We start from the raw sequence: 19,564 nt of genomic DNA, 5'->3' as shown, positions 1-19,564 counted from the left end.
GATAAACGCCTATATCAACAAACGAAAGTAGCGAGAGCTACTTTTTTATTGCCTTCGCGTCAGAGGCGTGCTCTTCAACGCGAGGGAAAGCTTTAGGCTTAAGTTCTTGCACCGGTTCAGCTTGTATCTTATCGGTTAGTAAACGAATAGCAGCTTTAAGCTGTGCATCTTCGCCTTTGAAAGTTTCGTAAGGTAAATTATCAACCTCAATATTAGGTGAAATACCTCTGGCTTCTGTTAGCCATTCACCCGTCATCGAGAACACAGGGAACTCAGCAACCCTGGCGATCCCGCCATCAACCAAACGATTTCCTCCCGACAACCAAACTCCGGCGCCAGCAGTTTGCTTACCGATAACAGTGCCTATTTCTAAAGCCTTAATGCCTGCGGTAAAGGTTTCGCCATCTGAGTAGGTGAATTGATCAGCAAGCACGACTAAATGCCCTCTGAAGGTCTGTTGCATGTTTGTTTCTTGGCCTGGGGGAAACTCCCAAAATGACCAAGCACGCCGTAGTAGTTTTTCAATCAGCATACTATCAACATTGCCGCCACGATTGCGACGAACATCAATAATAAGACCTTGCTTTTTGTATTGAGCATAAAAGTCACGTGCAAATGAGGCTACGTCATTGCCACCCATGGCGTAAAGATGTAAATAACCGATTTGCGGATTTGCTTTTTGCACCTTTGCTAAATTCTTTGCCGCCCAATTTTGATGTCTTAATCGCGTCTCAAGGCCGGCATCCGCGGGTACCACAACGGTGTGAATAAGTTTACGTTTACGCTTTAGGCTAAGTAAGCTTTGTTGACCGGCACTATTCATTAATGCGCTTTGAAGCTGTGCGATGCTATCGACCTTCACATTGTTGACAGCGACGATAATATCGCCGGCTTGTGCGTTTACGCCCGGTTTAGCAAGAGGCGGTGCTTGCTCTAAAATTTCTTTATCGTATTGATAAATCTCATCAATTTTGACACCACTTGAGGTATCGCTATAGCTTGCACCGAGCGTTACGTAGTTTGCTGCTTGGGCGTCATTGTCGGTATCACCACCACGCACTTGCGAATGCAGGCTATTGAGTTCACCCATCATTTGTTCGAAAATGTCGTTAAGCTCGCTACGTTCTGTCATTCTGGCGAGTAAAGGCATATATTTTTGTTTGCTTGCTGACCAGTCTACGCCACGCATGTTCTTATCATAGAGTGAATCGCGGTGCATCAGCCATGCGTCCTTGAAAAGTTGCTGCCATTCTAATTGTGGTTGAATGTTTAATGTCCACGCGTCGAGCTTAACATTGTTCTTTGTAGTGTCAGCTGGAAAACTAAGTTCCGCAGGCACGATTTGAAGTGACGTTTTTGCACCTTCGCCCTTTACTACCAACAAGTGCTTACTATCTGCGGATAATTGTATATCACTTATATCGCTAGTCATGTCTGTAAACTTAGCATCGTATTCAAACGCTAAACTCTTTAAGCTGTTGTCTTCGCTTACAAATAAAGCTTTATCGTTAGCAAGTAATTTACTGTAATTCCCCGCAGGCACATGCACCTGCCAAAGTCTGTCCTGAATATTGTTAAAGTCGATGGAGACAGCTAGATCTTTTTTGTCATTGTTTTTGTCTTTATCGTCATCAGACTCTTTTGTCTTTTCTTCAACTGGATCTAATTCTGTTGGCGCGGCAAAGGGAAAATCACTCTCGTTTGTTAACGAAACTGCAAATATTTGGGTACGTTTATCAAATTCTGCACCCATATTGCGGTCACCCCACGGATTTGAGGGCGTCGGATTAAAAGAACGATCTGATAAAAAGTACAACCATTGCATGTCTGCACTAAAAGCTGGACTCTTTGAATCATATTTAGGGCCCGTTACTAGCGCCGACTTTCCACTTGGCACTTCTTGTACATAGACCTGTTGACGGTCGCCAGAGTATGGCCATACAGAGGCGGCCAAGTAACGGCTGTCGGGTGAAAAGGTAATATCTCCGAAGAAGCCTTTTATTGACTTGTTGGCTTTGTTAGCTTTGTTATTGTTTAGATTCAATAACCATAAAGCGCCCGATTTTTCAGTGAAGGCTAGCCATTTACCGTCAGGTGATAACCACAATCCCGTTTTTAGTTCTTTGCCATTTTTAGTCAACTGCTTAGCAGCGGTGCTGCCTTTAGCATCATAGCGCCATATCTCGTAGTCACCACTTGCATCACTTATGGCGTAAACAGAATTACCATCTTTACTCATCACGGCATGTCGGATGCGCGATTTAGGATCGCTTGCAACGGTAACTAAACGTTTGGGCGTAGTATTAGCGACCGCAATCTGACCTCGAGCAACAACAACTGCGTTACTCCCATCAGGGCTAATAGTTGCGCTTTCGAAGTAAGTTAGCGGCTTATTTATATAGCGGGTAGCGAGGTCAACAAAGTCAGATTGTAGAGATATATCAACACTACTTACCTTGCCACTGGCAATATTAAAAATTTTGATGTCGGCCCCGTGTTGAAAACTAATACGGTCGCCCTCAATACTCGCGCCGCGAACCGCCCAATCGGTAAATTTAGTGTGCTGCTTAATATTGCTGCCGTCCAAAGACATGGACCATATATTATCTATGCTATTTTGATTACTAATAAAGTAGATGCGTTGTGCGCTACCCTCTTTGTATAACATCGGGCTTCTAACTGATCCCTCATGGTTTTCAGTCAGAAGACTGGCTTCTTTCTCTGAGTTTAGCGAAAAACGCCACATTTCTCCGGCGGCACCGCCTTTGTAATGATTAGCATTGTCGGTAGACACTTGCAAGCCATGTTGGATAAAGATGAGGGTGTTGCCGTCTTCGCTAATCGTGCCTTCTACTGCATCTGAAAGTGGCAGCGTTTTTGTTTTTAGATCTTCTATATTAATGGTTTTTAGCACCCAAGAACTGTGCATACCAGTATCACTTGCCGTGCTTATTAATAAAGTGTTGTCATCTACCCAGCCGTGAAGTTTACTGCTGCTAAGTTCAAAACTGACTTGCTGCGCTTGCCCGCCGTTGGCGTTCATTACATATATGGCTGGAATATTGTTATAGCTTGCAACAAAGGCCACTTTGTTGCCCTTAGGAGAAAACTTTGCGCTACGTTCTAGGCTAGCGTGAGTGCTTAAACGTTTGGCCGGGGTACTACTATTGAGCGTAGTTATCCATAAATCACCATCGGCAGTAAAAACCACTTTATTGGCGTGCAAGTTTGGGTCACGGTAATAACCAAGTGTATCGGCATCCTCTGCAAATGCAGTCCCTGAAACCAATAGTAAAATAAGGAAATAGCCAAGGTTTTTGATTAGATCATTCATAAAATCTCCCTTCCAAATTATGCATCTGTTTTACTTGTCATCAAATTGGTCGCTTGATGTAAAATTAGCGCTAGCACCGCGCCGGTCAGCATGCCAAATAAATGCAAGTCATCACTGGTGCTTACCCATAAAATACCCGAATAACCAATAAGCAACCAAATGATTAAGAAAATGATAATACCTTTCGGTAAGTTTAGGCCCCAACTTGGACGCAACCAACCGATAATGGCAATAAAGCCAAATAGGGCGTAGTTTACGCTCGACATGCCCCCAAAACCTGGCCCGGTGTGCATAAGTTGTGCGACGTTAGCAACTAAGGCCGAGACCACAAATAAAATCGCTAGACTGCTACTGCCGAAGGTGCGTTCTAAACGACTCGCCAAAATCCACCACCAGCACAAATTCATGATTAAATGCGCAACACCGCCATGCATGAAGGTAGGTCCAAGCAAACGCCACCATTGATTGTTTTGAGACAGTTCATTGTAATATTGTATATTTAGCGCATTAAAAATGGTCTCGCCGTAACCCATGTACATAAAGAGGTAAACAATAGCAATGAAGATACCCATAACATGGGTGAATAAATGCTTGCGCCAGTTTGTAAGGCTTTCAAATTCAAAGCCGCTGAACATTGAGCCAGAACTTGTGCTGGTGTCGCCACTGCTCCATGCCGCTTGCTGATACTTTGGATCATTAGGGTTAACCAAAAAGGCTTTAGCTAAGCTTATTGCACGCTCCTGATCTGCAGGGTTGTCGATACTAAGCTCATATAATACGGTAGGCGGATGTTTAACGAAAGCCTCACTATCACTGCTATCATCAAGCTTATTTTGTTCTGCTGAGACGTCTTGTTCATGCGGTGGATTTTGCTCAGCATGGCTGTTATTTTCAACATCGACGTTGCGAACACGCTTTTGCACAGTCGCAGGAATGCCTTGTGTGGCAAAGTAAGATAAAAGTAAACGTGCGGGTCTTTCATCGCTAAAGTTGAGTAAAGATATGGCCATTAATTTCCTGTCTCGAATTCGTAATTGGCGCGCCATGCTTCAAAACCGCCGTCCATACTATAAACGTCTTCAAAACCTTGATGAATCAAATATTGGGCTGCCTGTTGGCTACTTATACCATGATAACAACATACTACCACAGGGGTTTCAAACTCGTTTTCATTAATAAACTGAGTAATGTTCCCATTGCTCAAATGAAAAGAACTAGGGATATGCCCTAGCTCAAAAGACTGCTGGTCACGTATATCAACGACTTTGATTTCACCCTTGGCCAATCTCTCTTTGGTATTGGCCACTGAAATATGTTGAAACTCTTTCATTAACACTCCATAAAAAACGCTTTTTATTCAAATTCAGCTTGTTTACGTATTCCAGTCAAGGATCACTTTACCTGAATGTCCAGAGCCCATTATTTCAAATCCTTTTTGAAACTCATCCACCGGCATAGAATGGGTAATAATGGGCGATATGTCTAAACCACTTTGCAATAAGCTCACCATTTTATACCAAGTTTCAAACATTTCACGCCCGTAAATGCCTTTTATGGTCAAACCTTTAAAAATGACTTGATTCCAATCAATAGCTACCCCTTTAGGTGGGATACCTAACATTGCTACTTTGCCGCCATGATTCATTTTTGCCAACATGCCGCCAAAGGCACTAGGTACACCCGACATTTCTAGACCAACATCAAAGCCTTCGGTCATGCCCAATATGCGCATCGTTTCGTCTAAAGATTCGTTACTAATATTAACGGCTCTTGATACGCCCATTTTTTTAGCTAAGTCTAGGCGATATTCGTTAACATCGGTGATCACCACAAAGCGTGCACCTGCGTGTTTCGCGACCGCTGCTGCCATAATACCAATGGGACCAGCACCGGTAATTATTACATCTTCTCCGACAAGATCAAACGACAAAGCAGTGTGCACCGCATTACCAAATGGGTCAAAAATCGCAGCCATTTCATCGCTTATGTTCGCCGGGATTTTAAAGGCATTAAAGGCAGGGATTACCAAGTATTCCGCAAACGAACCTTGACGATTTACGCCTACACCTATGGTGTTTCTGCATAAGTGCACCCGTCCTGCGCGGCAATTTCTGCAATGGCCGCAGGTAATATGTCCTTCACCAGACACCCTATCACCTAGGGTAAATCCTTTAACCTCACTGCCTATTTCAACGACTTCACCAACATATTCATGGCCGACAATCATAGGCACAGGAATGGTGTTTTGCGACCATTCGTCCCAATTGTATATATGCATGTCGGTGCCACAAATAGCGGTTTTGTGGATCTTAATCATGATATCGTTATGGCCAACCTCCGGCATGGGGTTGTCGACCATCCAAATACCTTTTTCAGCCTTTATTTTTGCTAAAGATTTCATATGCTTATTCCGTTTTTGGAGCAATAACACCAAGCTCAATGCCAACTTCGATGAAGGCATCAACGGCTTGATCAATTTGTTCGATACTATGTGCCGCCGACATTTGAGTTCGGATACGGGCTTGATCTTTTGGCACCACAGGAAAGGAAAAACCGATAACGTAGATATTTTTTTCAAGAAGCCTATCAGCCATATCACTGGCAAGTGACGCATCTTTGAGCATCACTGGGATAATTGCATGGTCTTTACCCGAAAGCGTAAAACCCGCTTTTTCCATGCGGCTACGAAAGTGCTGGGCGTTTTGACGTAATTTTGCTCGCAAATCATCACCCTTTTCCATCATTTCAAACACTTTTAACGATGCCGCCACAATAGGAGGTGCAACTGAGTTTGAAAACAAATAAGGGCGTGAACGCTGACGCAACCACTCTACCACTTCTTTTTTACCCGAGGTAAAACCGCCAGAAGCGCCGCCTAAGGCCTTACCTAAGGTGCCGGTGATAATATCGACACGGCCCATAACATCGCAATATTCGTGGCTGCCGCGGCCTTTGTCACCCACAAAACCGGTGGCATGGCAATCATCAACCATGACCATCGCGTCGTATTTGTCGGCTAAATCGCAAACACCTTTTAAATTGGCGATAACCCCGTCCATCGAAAACACACCGTCGGTGGCAATAAGTTTAAACCTTGCACCATCTGCATTGGCTTGTATTAACTGCTCTTCCAGTGCCTGCATGTTGTTACTCGCATAACGGTAACGCTTAGCTTTAGACAACCGCACACCGTCTATAATACTTGCGTGATTCAGTGAGTCTGAAATGATGGCATCTTCGCTGGTCAGGATAGTTTCAAATAAACCACCGTTCGCGTCAAAACAAGAGGGATATAAAATAGTATCTTCCATGCCCAGGAAGTCACTGATTTTGCTTTCCAATTGTTTGTGAATGTCTTGGGTACCACAAATGAAACGCACGCTTGCCACACCAAAGCCATGACTATCTAGACCCGCTTTTGCGGCGTCGATTAAGGTTTGATGATTTGCTAAGCCTAAATAATTGTTTGCGCAAAAATTAAGGACTTTCTGCCCACTTGCAATCGCTATATTGGAAAACTGCTGAGAAGTAATTACCCTTTCTTTTTTGTATAGGCCTTGTGTCTTTGTTTCTTCAATTTGTTGTTGTAGCTGTTTTATAAAAGCTTGTGACATTGCCGACTCCATATTTGCGCCAGCCCTCTACACTCAGGCCCAACGCTTTGTAAAAGAAAATTAAGCACGTGCTGCAAGCTTAGCAAGAGCACGGTTTTTATTAACTACATACGCCTTGCTTAATTCTATATCAAATAGTGTAGGACACAATTGCTAAAGTGAGTGTCTTTTTTAAAAATATTGGGTGTTTTATACCGTGAAACTAGGGTTTTACCGCGAGGCCTAAGAAAAACCTAAAGCTTGCTGTATTAAGCTCTTGACCATATCTACAGAAATCGCATTCATTAGGTCTTTGCCTTTCGCGCGTCTACCCCACGATAAAGACTGCCATGACTTGCCAAATTGCTCTTGTATACATTCATCATAAACAGATGCAGTAGTGTCGAGTGACAAATAGGGACCCGTTCGTCTTGGATTACTATGCGCATACAGCCCCACAACGGGTGTACCTTGAGTAGTGGCCATATGAGCGGGGCCGGTGTCGGGTGCCAACACCAATTGTGCCTTATTCAGCACGGCCAATAAGCGAATTAAGGTCGTTTGCCCAACTAGATTGTGGTTTACACTAGTGCAGCATGACATGATTTCATCTGCGACTTGCTTGTCTAAATCCCCGGGGCCGCCACACAACACAATGGCGTAACCCTTTTCACTCAAATAATCAGCAATTTTCGCATAGCGTGCTGCTTGCCAATTTCGCTCTGATTTTGAGGCGGCGGGGCTTATCACAATATATTTTTTAGGTAGTGTGTTTTCTATCCAAGCAAGGTCTTCTTCTAAAAGCTGAATATTCCATTGTGGTTTGCTAGGTGTAGGCACGCCTAGCGTTTTCGCAAAGCCCATAAAGCCATCAAGAACGTGCGCTTGCTTTTGCTCAGCGATGCGCTCATTGACAAACAAAAAATGCCCTTCTCTTGAGCGCTTAAAATCAAATCCTATACGCCGTTTTGCTTTGATCACTCGTGACAGCCAGTTGGCTCTAAGCGCCACTTGCATCACAAACATCGCATCAAAATGAATATGTTCTAACGCTTGTTTTACGTCTTTTCGGGCTTGACTACCGGCTTGTTTATCGCACACCACAAAATTCACATTGGGAATGAATTTCATTAGTTGATATTCAACCTTACCAATAACCCAAGTGATTTTGACTTCTGGCCGATGCTGCATGATCGCGTTCACCATTGCCGCAGCATGGCATACATCGCCAATGGCAGAGAGTCGCAATATACATAAGTGAAAAGGAGCAGACAAAAAGACTTCCGGTAGGCGAATCAGATTATTTTTGATATGTTACCGTAACTTAGGGTAAATAAAAGCCTTTTACACGACAAATGACCATTCAAGTATCACAATTCGAGCAACAAAGTTTGTTGCGCATGCCTGTAGGTGTAAGCTTGGATGTTAAGCTCATGCACTTTGATCCTCATTATTTGCAGCAACAAGATTTAATCACGCGCACTGCACAAGGTAGAGCGACGGTGTATTTTTTTAATTTGAGCAATAAATCTGTAGTACTACGACACTATAAACGTGGCGGCCTAATGGCAAAGCTTTCAGACGACAAATTTATCTTTTCTTCGCTTGAAAAGACTCGCTGCTACGAAGAACTTAACATCCTAGAACATTTGCGCAAAGCGAAGGTGAATGTACCTCGCGCCATTGCGGGCAAAGTTTGTAGAAAGGGCTTTTTCTACACAGCAGATATTATTAGTGAAGTGATCCCTAATACCGTTGAGTTGCACGAGCTGTTACAAACACAGGTGGTCACGAGCGAAACTTGGCAAGCCATTGGTCTAGAAATCAAGAAAATGCATAACGCGCAGGTTTTTCATGGTGACATAAACGTTAAAAATATTTTGTTAGAAACGCTCGATGGCGCTTATAAAGTGCATTTATTAGATTTTGACAAGTGTGAGATTCGTACTAATCACCATTGGAAAATGAATAACTTAGCGCGTTTTCAGCGTTCGCTTCTTAAGCAAAGTAAAAAGTACAAATCCTACCACTATCGCCAAGAAAATTGGGATCAACTACTAATGGCTTATAAAAATGAAGCGCCTTAACTAGCAATCTATATATAAAGCGGCTAGGATAATCTGTTACATTCACTCGTGTTGTTAACCAAGGACTTACGTTTATGTCACAGCATCGTGCTATTTACCCAGGTACATTTGATCCCATTACCAATGGTCATGCAGATCTTATTGAGCGTGCCGCGAATATGTTTAGCGAAGTGATTGTGGCAATCGCCTCTAATCCAAGTAAGCAGCCCTTTGTTCAGCTTAGAGGAACGCGTCGCATTAATCACCCAAGTATGCAATAAACTCGACAACGTGAAAGTGACTGGTTTTACTGGTTTGCTAGCGTCGTTTGCGAAAGATAATGACGCTGATATTTTAATTCGTGGTTTACGTGCGGTAAGCGATTTTGAATATGAGTTTCAACTAGCGAATATGAATCGCCGTTTAAACCCTGATTTGGAAAGCGTATTTTTAACGCCTTCAGAAGAAAATTCTTTTATTTCTTCAACACTTGTGAAAGAAGTTGCGATGCACAAAGGCGATGTCTCACAGTTTTGCCATCCTCTCGTAAATGCGGCACTGAACGAGAAATATGGCACTAAATAGCTAGCTAACAGATAGCACCCAGCAAGTACTCACCAACTACCTAGGCGTTTAAAAACAATAGCTTGATGAATTTAACGCTGGCAAATCTTGCAAAAGAAGGTATTGCGCTGGCCAATCACTTTTGAGGCAATCGGCGACTCACATACATCGCACGCTTCACCGGCACGACCATATACATGAAGATGCTGTGCGAAATAACCGGGGTTACCATCGGCTTGCGCAAAATCTCGCAAGGTCGTACCGCCTTGCTCAATCGCTTTGGCCAGAACTATTTTAATTTGCTGAGTAAGTATTTTGTAGCGCTTAAGGCTAACGCGCCCTGCCGCGCGGCGTGGGTCGATACCGGTGTTAAACAAACTTTCGTTTGCGTAAATATTGCCAACACCCACTACAACGGCATTGTCCATAATAAAGCTCTTAACCGGCGCTTTGCGACCACGGCTAAGGCGATACAAACGATGCTCATCAAAATCATCGGTTAAAGGTTCTGGCCCTAAATTACCTAACATCGCTAAGGCCTGACTGTCGCTTGCGTCTTGCCACAAACAACTGCCAAAGCGACGAGGATCGTTTAGCACCAGCTTTTTCCCTGAAGCCAACTCAATTTCTATATGATCATGCTTTTTACGCGCTAAGTTAGCGTCAACCACTCGCATTTTGCCCGACATACCCAAATGCAGCACCATCTCACCGGCAGCGGTATGAATGAAAAGATACTTTGCCCGGCGCGTCACATCTGTAATTTCTAAGCCTTCACTTAAATGTACTTGTTCTGGCACCAACCAGCGCAGTTGCTGCTGATGCACATGCACTTTTTTGATTCGTTGATTAACCAGATAAGGCGAGATACCAAGGCGGGTCACTTCTACTTCAGGTAATTCAGGCACAGCATTCTTCCATTAATTGATACACATGTATTTACTGGGTAACCTGTACTATAGGTTCAAGTAATTGCTTTATTGTTGGTGAATTTAAAATAAATACTTGCTTGTTAATCACCAAAAAAAGCTGATTCTCAACGATATTTAAAGCCACTACCGTAGGTTGACTAACACCCGCCAAAGACAAAACGACCAGTGTACTTGGGCTACTAAACAGCTCTGTGTCAAAATCAATACCCGCAGGACTAACATAAGCTTGTTGCCACGCCTTAACAATGGCGGCTAGCTTTTCGGGCCCGGGGACGACACTCGGCTGAACACCATTTGGGTCAATGCGCCATTGTTGCCCTGCTTTTTCTATTTCTACCTGATTAATTTGCATACTGATGATGTATTCACCTTCAGCCACAATCAGCCGAGTACTGCTCTGGTCACTTCTAAAGTTGTCAATATTGAGCACCAAAATTAAACCCAACATAGAAAATATAAGGATGTTGTTCCAAGTGCGTTTAGTCATTTTTAACATGGCAAAAATACAAAAGTCGGTAGGCGATTAATACAAAGCAGTATAACAAATTTCAGCGAATGTGTGTGATTGGTGACTTTTGTCACTTGGCAAAAAAGCCGCTTTATTGAAAGATACAACACAAGATCCACAAAGTAAGGAAAAATAATCGTGAATAAACACACGAATGAAGGCACAACAAGACTTGTTGCCAAAGACTTAACAAAGTCTTACGGCAAGCTCGAAGCTATTAGTGGTGTAGATTTGGATATAAGCAGTTCGGGCGTTTATGCTATTTTAGGACAAAATGGCGCTGGCAAAACCTCACTCATAAAGTGTGCATTAGGTTTAGAAAACATCTCTTCAGGCTACTTACAAACCATGGGGCACAAACCTGGCTCACTGGCGGCTAAGCAACAAACGGGCGTTATTCTACAAGATGCAGACCTGCCCGACTTACTCACCGTCAAAGAACATATACAACTGTTTGCAAGCTATTATCCCAAACCATTTTCGCTCGCTGAAACCATTGATATGTGTGGCCTAGGCAGCTTTGCACACAAGGCTTATAAAAAATTGTCGGGCGGGCAAAAACGCAGAGCGCAATTTGCCTTAGCGGTTGTTGGCAACCCGCAACTTATCTTTTTAGACGAACCCACCACCGGCCTCGATATCGACGCCAGACGCAACTTGTGGTCTGTTATTCGCGACTTTGCTAACAAAGGCAAAACCATTGTGCTAACGACCCACTATTTAGAAGAGGCCGATAGTCTTGCTGACCGAATAATGGTAATGAATGCAGGCAAAATTGTGGCTAACGCCACGCCAGAAGATATCCATAAAGAGGTAAGTGGCTCGATTTTGCGCTGCCAAACACAAGTAAGCAAAGAACGTTTAAAAGCGCTACCTGGGGTGAGTGCATTAACAATGTCTGGACGTTTTAGCGAGCTGCGCACAAGCGATGTAAATAAGACGCTGTTTGAACTACTTGCGTTAGACCCTAGTTTAAGCGACCTAAACGTACATCAACCCAAGCTAGAAGATATATTTAGCGAACTGACTGCGCCGGCGTCTAGCGCGAAGCCTGAACTAGGAGAAACAAAATAATGAATGTATTAAAGTCTTTCAGTTTAGAAGCGGGCGCCGAAATTTTAAAAGCACTGCGCGCACCTGAATTCATCTTTCCAACGCTAGGCATGCCAGTCGCGTTTTATGCCTTGTTCGCCATTGTATTGCCTAATAATGGCTCCACTGCGGGCTACCTTTTGGCTACTTATGGTGTGTTTGCCGTTCTCGGACCCGCTGTTTTTGGTTTTGGTATATCGGTTGCTAACGAACGTGACAAAGGTTGGTTAGCGCTAAAACGAGCAGCCCCAAGCCGCGGCTTTAGCTACATTGGTGCCAAAGTATGCTCTACCATATTATTCGCGAGCATTTCAGTTGCGATTATTTATTGCGTAGCTGGTTTTGCGGCAGATGTTGCGCTACCAAGGCAAACATGGGCTTTATTGCTGCTTACACATGTATTAGCTACTTTCCCCTTCATATTAATTGGTTTGTGTATTGGCTTTTTGTGTAATGGCAATGCTGCGGTCGCAATCTCGAATGTCATTTTCTTAGCGTTTTCGGCCTTAGGGGGTTTGTGGATACCCATCATGGTATTCCCCGCGGCCATGCAAAGCTTTGCGCAGTTCTTACCCACCTATCATTTGAGTGAAATTGCCTTGAGTATATCGGGCGCACCCGGTGACCGTGACATCACTTATAACCTTATAGCCATCGCGATAATGACGCTTGTTTTATTAGGCGCAACTGCGCTTGCATGGACAAAACAGCGTAACGCTTAAGCCTTTTTACAGGAGTAACAATATGATTCGATACATTTTTTTAATCGCAACGGCCATTGTTGGCATTAGCCTTGTAACCATAGTAATGGTGCTACCCACACCAGATCAAACAGCACAAGAAGACAGCGCTGAAGTCAATCACGATTCAGCTTCTAATAACTATATATTTACTAACGTAAATATATTTGATGGTAAAAAAATATTGAGTAAACAGACACTTGTCGTAACAAAAGGAAAAATAGAAAGTATTTCTAGCAAGCAAAACTCAGTGACCAGTAAGCAATCTGCTTATACCAACATTGATGCAACAGGATTGACCCTAATACCGGGCATAATAGATGCCCACACACATACCTATGGCAATGGCTTAAGCGACGCACTTCGCTTTGGTGTGACTACGCACCTTGATATGTTTAGCGCCGAAGATAATCTTGTCGAAACGACGAAAAAAAGAGAGTCCCTTGCGCGTAGTGGGCAGGCCGATTTATTTAGTTCAGGCACCTTAGCCACAGTTGATGGCGGCCATGGTACTCAATATGGCTTTGCAATCGATACAATTGAGAAGCTTGAAGATGTAGCTTCTTGGGTTGGCAAGCGCAAACAAGCTGGGGTTGATTACATTAAGTTGGTTTACATGCCTTATCAGAACTATATGCCTAGCTTAAGCCGAGAATTAGCCAAAGAAGTGATTACGCAAGCGCATGCTCAAGACATGCAAGTATTGGCGCATATCTCAACCCATAAAGCAGCTCAGGATATGATTGAAGACGGGATAGATGGCCTTGTGCACGTCTTTGCTGATAAATTAGTAAGCGACGAATTACTCTCTTTAGCAAAACAGCGAAAGATTTTTATTATTCCTACCCTCGCGGTCGTTGCATCAGCCGATAACAAGGCATTAAGCCGGGGCTTAATCAACAATGAAGAAATTGCCGCGTATTTATCATCACAGCAAATATCAACCTTAAGCTCGGACTTTGGCGCAGAAATACCTGGCTTTAGTTTTGACATTGCTAAACAAAACGTAAAACGGTTCTTTAGCGCGGGGGTGCCAATTCTATCAGGCTCCGATGCACCTAATCCTGGCACTGCCTATGGCATCAGCGCGCTTCACGAGACGAATTTACTAGTAGAGGCTGGCCTATCCCCTATTCAGGCTTTAGCTGCTGCCACAAGCGAAACAGCGCGTTTATTTAACTTGACTGGAAGAGGACGCATAGCTGTTGGAGAGCGCGCCGATTTAGTCTTGCTTAACGGGGATCCAAGCAAAGATATAAGCGCGTTATATAATATTAAGTCGGTGTATAAAAATGGCTTTGCGCTTGAACGAGAACTCGATACTAGCAAGCAAACTGGCGAAACAATCAAAGACTCCCTATTAGGGGACTTCAGTCAAGACCATAGCAGTGCCAGTGGCTTAGCCACATTTGACGGCTTTATGTGGAGTCATTCTGACGACAGTATGGCAAATGGAAAGTCTCGCGCTAGCATCGAGGTTGTAACGATGCCAAGCAATGCAAGCGTATTAAAAGTGAATGCCTCGGTCAATGCAGGCTTTCCCTACCCTTGGTCAGGCGCTGCCGTGGGCGATTTTACCCCGCCCATTGAAGGTAAGAATTTATCCTCATTCAAACAATTGACCTTTGAAGTGAAGGGAACGCCAGGCGAATACAGGCTGATGGGCTTTAGTGCAAACAATGCCGGTATACCGCCAAGTCACACATTTACCGTTGGCAACGAATGGCAAACGCTGTCGATTCCTTTATCTGCTCTAGCGGGCTTAGATCTAAACGCAGTGTCAGGCTTTGCTTTTGTTGCAGGCCCGGGCCTTGGAGAATTTGTATTTTATTTAGATAATGTAAAAGTAGAATAATACATTAATAACAAACACAAAAAACCCAGCGAGTAGCTGGGTTTTTTAATGCTTATTAGAAGCAAGTGCTTTACAAGTACAAAGCAAGCCATGTTGCAGGCAGATGTGGAGACAAATCAAATAAACCCGCAAACTCGCAAATTACTTGATTATCAATTACTTGATTTTAGCTTCTTTGAACATCACGTGCTGGCGAATTTTTGGATCAAACTTTTTGATCTCCATTTTGCCAGGCATGTTACGTTTGTTTTTGTCTGTGGTGTAGTAAAAACCGGTACCCGCAGATGACACTAATTTGATTTTATCACGCATGATCAGATTCCTTAGATTTTCTCGCCACGAGCACGGATGTCAGTCAATACTGAATCAATACCCTTCTTATCAATAATACGCATACCTTTAGTAGATAAACGAAGCTTAACGAAACGGCCTTCGCTTTCAACCCAAAAACGATGAGTGTGAAGGTTTGGTAAAAAACGACGACGGGTCGAGTTTCTAGCGTGCGAACGGTTGTTACCAACCATAGGGCGCTTACCCGTTACTATACATACTTTAGACATTTTAGTCTCCAGAACAACTGTTGTACCGTTTAACATCTGCAAGCAGTTTTGCGGTTAAACGTGGTTAATTAAGAGGGCGCATTTTATACAGGAAACAAGGATAAAATACAAACAATTTCGATCAAAAAGGCACAACTATTTTGATTTGTTGTACTTGTGCGCAAAATCCTTCTTATTATACCAGCATATACGAATAAGCGAATATAATGTTTTTTTGCGTTTTTGAGTGCAAATCTCTATGCGATGACAGATGTTTTATTTATTACAATAAACCCCGCTGAGCAAACGATACTGCATGAGAATGACCTATCACAAAATGATCGAGCACCGCTACATCGACAAGCGCAAAAGCCTGCTTTATGCGTTGTGTAATCTGAATGTCTGCTTGAGAAGGTTCGGCAACGCCACTTGGGTGATTGTGCGCGAGTATAACAGCAGCTGCGTTGTCATCCATTGCTTGTTTTATGAGTTCGCGCGGATAGACCGCAGCGGCATTTATAGTGCCCTTAAACATTTCTCGGTAAGCGATTAATTGGTGTTGACTGTCTAACAACAACATCGCAAAAACTTCACGTTTATTTTTGCTCAGCTGCGCTCGCAGATAGGTTGACGCGCAATCAGCGCTGGTAAAACTGCTTTGTTGTGCCAGTTTCTCGGCCATGCCGCGTTTGAATAATTCGATGCAAGCTTGAAGCAAAGCATACTTGGCGTGGCCGAGGCCCGGTATTTTGGTAAATCGAGGTTTAGATGCAAACAATAACGATTGCACCCCACCAAATTGATTGATCGCCATCCGCGCAAGTTCTACAGCAGAGCTCCCCTTGGTGCCGGTGTTAATAAGTATCGCCAGTAGTTCAGCATCAGACAGCGTGTGGGCGCCAAATTGAAGCAGTTTTTCTCGTGGACGCTCATGTAAAGGCCAATCTTGAATTTTCATGTTTCCATTCCTTGGTTAACAATGGTTTAATAACGGTATTAGATTTTGTTTATTAACCTTCATTTGTGGCCTATATGCAACTTGAACAAAAGAACGTTTTATTGGGTGTAAGCGGCGGAATCGCGGCATATAAAACCCCCGACCTTGTGCGTAAACTAAGCGCAAAAGGTGCTAATGTAAGAGTTGTGCTTACCGAATCTGCCACTCATTTTGTAAGTAGTTTGTCTTTGCAAGCGGTTTCTGGTAACAAAGTGAGCACTCACCTACTAGATGAAGACGCCGAAGCCGGCATGGGCCATATTGAGCTCGCTCGTTGGGCTGATTACTTTTTAGTCGCGCCAGCAACTGCAAATACGATTGCTAAACTAGCACATGGACTTGCTGATGATTTGCTAACAACACTTGCATTAGCAAGCTCTGCCCCTCTATTTATCGCGCCGGCGATGAATCAGCAGATGTGGGCAGCCCCTGCCACGACTCAGAATGTAGAGACTTTGCGCTCACGAGGAGCCACATTATTAGGCCCAGCCGCTGGCGAACAAGCTTGTGGCGATTTAGGCTATGGCCGTATGCTTGAACCCCAAGAACTTGCCGACGCGATTGCCGACTTCGCCCAAAACAACGGCGCATCTGAAGCACTTTTTGCAAATACCAACATAATGATTACCGCAGGTCCTACGAGAGAAGAAATAGATCCAGTGCGGTATATTAGTAATCACAGTTCTGGGAAAATGGGCTTTGCCATTGCTAAAGCCGCTCAGCGCTTAGGTGCCAAGGTGACCTTGGTTGCTGGACCTGTGTCATTAGAGACGCCGAAAAACGTCGAGCGCATCAATGTAATTAGTGCACAAGATATGCTAAACGCGGTACACTCAGGTATTGCCGAGCAGGATATTTTTATTGCTTGTGCAGCGGTCGCAGATTATAAGCTCAACAAGGTAAGTGAGCACAAACTTAAGAAACAAAGTGAAGATATCACTTTATCCTTAACGCAAAACCCAGATATACTAAAAAGCGTGGCTTTTTTGGAAAATCCGCCATTTACCGTTGGTTTTGCTGCAGAAACGCAACACGTTGAATCTTATGCAAAAGCAAAGCTAGAAAAGAAAAAATTGAACATGATTGCGGCAAATGATGTATCAAATACAGAATTAGGCTTTAATTCTGATCGAAACGCGCTTATAGTTTTGTCTCAGAATAAAACACAGCATTTGGCCCCAAACACTAAAGAATTGCTCGCGTTGGAGCTGATGAAATTAGTGCATGAGCAATACCGTAGTAGCTAGCTAGTTGTTATCGTTAAATAGTATCTAATATCTATTAAAGGCTCCCTAAAAAGCCAGCTTCAATCAATATAATAAGAAGACTTTTATCATGCCAGCACCTAAAAAACCGAATCGCAAAGCGCAAATTCTGCAAGCACTTGCCGGAATGCTTGAAACCCATCATGGTCAGCGAATTACAACGGCTAAGTTAGCTGAAACAGTTGGTGTATCTGAAGCCGCGTTATATAGGCATTTTCCTAGTAAAGCGAGAATGTTTGAAGGCTTGATTGATTTCATCGAAGAAACGCTTTTTTCACGTATCAATAAAATCACTAGCGATGAAAAAGACGTTGCCAATCGTGTTCAACTAATTTTGCATCTTATTTTAGGTTTTGCAGAAAAAAACCCAGGGATTACCCGAATTCTTAATGGTGATGCACTCATGGGTGAGCAAGAACGTTTACGCGAGCGTATCGCGCAGTTATTTGATCGCTTAGAAGTCCAAATAAAACAAATATTACGGGAACGCAAGTTGCGCGAAGGTAAAGACGCGATCGTTGACGAAGCCCTACTAGCCAATATGCTTATTTGCTTTGTAGACGGCAAAATTAACCAATATGTAAGAAGTCAATTTCAGCGCCGTCCAACTCAACAATTTACTGAGCACTGGGCGCACATTCGCCTGCATTATCTTGCATAACTAGCGCAACTATTAGCACTAAATGAGCCGAACAATCATAGGCAAGCAAAGGCTAAACACACCAAGCTTTACTTTCCAGCCTTTGTAAGGGTCTTGGTTATGCCTCGGGCGCATGCCAAAGCATACCCGTAGTATATCCAATTGCGCAATCAGCAACAGCAACAATGCACATGCCACCGGCGTTAGCAGCAAGTTTAACCATATTTGGTACTGGGGTTCATTGAGAAGAGGAAAAGTGCTGTTGCTGGCGATAAAAGCGATTATGATAATTACACTTTGGTGCACAATGTAAAGTGGGAATACATAAGGATTGAGCCTTTTTATGTGTTTATTTGGTTTATTTAAAAACCGGTAGGCAAGTGCAAGTACAGCGAGCAAAGGCAGTATTTTATTACTTACATAAATAGATTCTATCAGTATGGTCAACACCGTACTTTGGTGATGTAAGCCATTTTGCCATATCGTGACAAAACCAATCTGCAGCAAAAGCATAGCGGTAATAGCCATCACACAAAGTAATTTGCTGTGGGCAACGATGCATTGCCAAAATGAGACTTGGCGAGCAAAACAAAAACCAAATACTAGTAACACACAACCATAGTATTCTCTTTGCGCTTCTCCTTGTACCCAATATTCAATTGAGACAATAGGCACAATCAGCAAAGCCAATAAAACGAAAATTTGCTTAGCACAGCACAAAATAATACGCGCTGAAAAGTGAGAGTTGAGCACAGGCGAGAGTATGATAAGCACAAGACTAAAACGCCACAAAGCGCGCAGGAACCACAAATGATTTACATCAAAGCGCTGCCAAATTCCTGAAGTATAGTCAATAAAGTAGGCCTTAGGCTCAACGTAAAGTGCATAAAAGAAGTCAAATAAACCCAGAGGCATATCACCTGCTTGTTTCATTTCGGCAAATAGTTGAAAAGGCACGATAAATAAGACCCCTATGGTTAAGGGAAGTAAGATTTGATTACTACGTTTAAGCACTAACGCAAAAATATTTTGGCCTTGGCACATATACGCTAAAGCCATTCCCGACACTAGCCATAACAGACCCATGCGCCAAGGTGAACTCAACAACATCAGGGACTTAAGGAAGTCATTCGCAAGTGGATGTTTATAATGAAAGCTCCAATCGGGCACATACACCATAGCGGTGTGATAAAACACTAGCACAACAATCGCAATTACGCGCAACCAATCAATGCAATCAAGTCTTGCGTTTACGCTTGCAGTATTATTTGGCTGCTTTAATAACATCATCTAATTCCTATTTCTTAAACTACACAAAGTGCGATATATTAGGAATTCATAATGACATGCCGAGCATCAGCAAACTTATTTAAGTGATTGAATTTATTTAAATAAGTGATAAGCGGCGAATACAAGGGACGAAAGGTTTACTATTTATA

General features: G+C 43.2%; 18 protein-coding genes and 1 pseudogene. 7 read left to right on the top strand and 12 right to left on the bottom strand.

Going from position 1 to position 19,564, the window contains the following annotated elements; genetic code table 11:
- Nucleotides 1–37: 37 nt before the first annotated feature.
- The 6 genes from AC0L6H_RS04655 to AC0L6H_RS04630 all read right to left on the bottom strand — a co-directional run bounded on the left by AC0L6H_RS04655 (nucleotide 38) and on the right by AC0L6H_RS04630 (nucleotide 8,202).
- On the bottom strand, nucleotides 38–3,334 hold the full coding sequence (locus AC0L6H_RS04655; RefSeq protein WP_473392893.1) for a S41 family peptidase: 3,297 nt from the start codon (nucleotides 3,332–3,334) through the stop codon (nucleotides 38–40).
- 17 nt (nucleotides 3,335–3,351) lie between these two features.
- Nucleotides 3,352–4,344 carry a rhomboid family intramembrane serine protease gene (locus tag AC0L6H_RS04650; RefSeq protein ID WP_473392892.1) on the bottom strand — a complete coding sequence of 331 codons (993 nt, stop codon included), beginning with the start codon at nucleotides 4,342–4,344 and terminating at the stop codon, nucleotides 3,352–3,354.
- A complete protein-coding gene (gene glpE / locus AC0L6H_RS04645; protein WP_473392890.1) occupies nucleotides 4,344–4,664 on the bottom strand; it encodes a thiosulfate sulfurtransferase GlpE in 321 nt (106 codons plus the stop codon). Before glpE ends, AC0L6H_RS04650 begins: the two co-directional genes overlap by 1 nt.
- Nucleotides 4,665–4,706: 42 nt before the next feature.
- Nucleotides 4,707–5,735, bottom strand: coding sequence for an L-threonine 3-dehydrogenase (gene tdh / locus AC0L6H_RS04640; RefSeq protein WP_473392889.1), 1,029 nt, complete (start codon nucleotides 5,733–5,735; stop codon nucleotides 4,707–4,709).
- 4 nt (nucleotides 5,736–5,739) lie between these two features.
- Complete coding sequence (locus AC0L6H_RS04635; RefSeq protein ID WP_473392888.1) at nucleotides 5,740–6,948, bottom strand: glycine C-acetyltransferase; 1,209 nt, start codon at nucleotides 6,946–6,948, stop codon at nucleotides 5,740–5,742.
- Nucleotides 6,949–7,170: 222 nt separating this feature from the next.
- Nucleotides 7,171–8,202: a glycosyltransferase family 9 protein gene (locus AC0L6H_RS04630; protein WP_473392887.1), complete on the bottom strand. Its 1,032-nt coding sequence runs from the start codon at nucleotides 8,200–8,202 to the stop codon at nucleotides 7,171–7,173.
- A gap of 80 nt (nucleotides 8,203–8,282) precedes the next feature.
- On the opposite strand from AC0L6H_RS04630, the gene AC0L6H_RS04625 reads away from it, so the two are divergent.
- Together AC0L6H_RS04625 and coaD are read left to right on the top strand one after the other, a co-directional pair.
- Nucleotides 8,283–9,014 (top strand): 3-deoxy-D-manno-octulosonic acid kinase, encoded by a 732-nt coding sequence (locus AC0L6H_RS04625; RefSeq protein WP_473392886.1) that lies wholly within the window; start codon nucleotides 8,283–8,285, stop codon nucleotides 9,012–9,014.
- A gap of 74 nt (nucleotides 9,015–9,088) precedes the next feature.
- A pseudogene (gene coaD, locus AC0L6H_RS04620) lies at nucleotides 9,089–9,578 on the top strand (pantetheine-phosphate adenylyltransferase).
- Nucleotides 9,579–9,649: 71 nt separating this feature from the next.
- On the opposite strand, the gene mutM reads toward coaD, so the two are convergent.
- Together mutM and AC0L6H_RS04610 are read right to left on the bottom strand one after the other, a co-directional pair.
- The gene (mutM, locus tag AC0L6H_RS04615; RefSeq protein ID WP_473392885.1) at nucleotides 9,650–10,465 is read right to left on the bottom strand and encodes a bifunctional DNA-formamidopyrimidine glycosylase/DNA-(apurinic or apyrimidinic site) lyase; all 816 of its coding nucleotides are present in this window, start codon (nucleotides 10,463–10,465) and stop codon (nucleotides 9,650–9,652) included.
- A gap of 31 nt (nucleotides 10,466–10,496) precedes the next feature.
- Entirely contained in the window at nucleotides 10,497–10,985 is a 489-nt protein-coding gene (locus AC0L6H_RS04610; RefSeq protein ID WP_473392883.1) for a hypothetical protein, read from the bottom strand.
- A gap of 150 nt (nucleotides 10,986–11,135) precedes the next feature.
- Here AC0L6H_RS04610 and AC0L6H_RS04605 point away from each other — a divergent pair, with 150 nt between their 5' ends.
- From AC0L6H_RS04605 to AC0L6H_RS04595, 3 genes are read left to right on the top strand one after another with little or no spacing between them, the layout of a single operon-like run.
- Entirely contained in the window at nucleotides 11,136–12,071 is a 936-nt protein-coding gene (locus AC0L6H_RS04605) for an ABC transporter ATP-binding protein (RefSeq protein WP_473392882.1), read from the top strand.
- Entirely contained in the window at nucleotides 12,071–12,811 is a 741-nt protein-coding gene (locus tag AC0L6H_RS04600; RefSeq protein ID WP_473392880.1) for an ABC transporter permease, read from the top strand. The genes AC0L6H_RS04605 and AC0L6H_RS04600 overlap by 1 nt, the downstream gene beginning before the upstream one ends.
- Nucleotides 12,812–12,833: 22 nt before the next feature.
- On the top strand, nucleotides 12,834–14,684 hold the full coding sequence (locus tag AC0L6H_RS04595; RefSeq protein WP_473392879.1) for an amidohydrolase family protein: 1,851 nt from the start codon (nucleotides 12,834–12,836) through the stop codon (nucleotides 14,682–14,684).
- 156 nt (nucleotides 14,685–14,840) lie between these two features.
- On the opposite strand, the gene rpmG is transcribed toward AC0L6H_RS04595, so the two are convergent.
- From rpmG to radC, 3 genes are all read right to left on the bottom strand, one after another.
- The gene (gene rpmG / locus AC0L6H_RS04590) at nucleotides 14,841–14,996 is read right to left on the bottom strand and encodes a 50S ribosomal protein L33 (protein WP_006008015.1); all 156 of its coding nucleotides are present in this window, start codon (nucleotides 14,994–14,996) and stop codon (nucleotides 14,841–14,843) included.
- Nucleotides 14,997–15,007: 11 nt separating this feature from the next.
- On the bottom strand, nucleotides 15,008–15,244 hold the full coding sequence (rpmB, locus tag AC0L6H_RS04585; protein WP_473392878.1) for a 50S ribosomal protein L28: 237 nt from the start codon (nucleotides 15,242–15,244) through the stop codon (nucleotides 15,008–15,010).
- A gap of 262 nt (nucleotides 15,245–15,506) precedes the next feature.
- Nucleotides 15,507–16,181: a RadC family protein gene (gene radC / locus AC0L6H_RS04580; RefSeq protein WP_473392876.1), complete on the bottom strand. Its 675-nt coding sequence runs from the start codon at nucleotides 16,179–16,181 to the stop codon at nucleotides 15,507–15,509.
- Nucleotides 16,182–16,255: 74 nt separating this feature from the next.
- Here radC and coaBC point away from each other — a divergent pair, with 74 nt between their 5' ends.
- Nucleotides 16,256–17,467: a bifunctional phosphopantothenoylcysteine decarboxylase/phosphopantothenate--cysteine ligase CoaBC gene (gene coaBC / locus AC0L6H_RS04575; RefSeq protein ID WP_473392875.1), complete on the top strand. Its 1,212-nt coding sequence runs from the start codon at nucleotides 16,256–16,258 to the stop codon at nucleotides 17,465–17,467.
- An 88-nt stretch (nucleotides 17,468–17,555) separates the two neighbouring features.
- Nucleotides 17,556–18,146 (top strand): nucleoid occlusion factor SlmA, encoded by a 591-nt coding sequence (gene slmA, locus AC0L6H_RS04570; protein ID WP_473392874.1) that lies wholly within the window; start codon nucleotides 17,556–17,558, stop codon nucleotides 18,144–18,146.
- 18 nt (nucleotides 18,147–18,164) lie between these two features.
- Here slmA and AC0L6H_RS04565 read toward each other — a convergent pair whose 3' ends face one another.
- Nucleotides 18,165–19,415, bottom strand: a complete 1,251-nt coding sequence (locus AC0L6H_RS04565) for an acyltransferase family protein (RefSeq protein ID WP_473392873.1) — start codon at nucleotides 19,413–19,415, stop codon at nucleotides 18,165–18,167.
- Nucleotides 19,416–19,564 lie beyond the last annotated feature (149 nt).

Source organism: Glaciecola sp. G7-5 (assembly GCF_055808975.1).
Note: the sequence above shows the minus strand (reverse complement) of the source record. Positions and strands in the feature narration are given on the sequence as shown.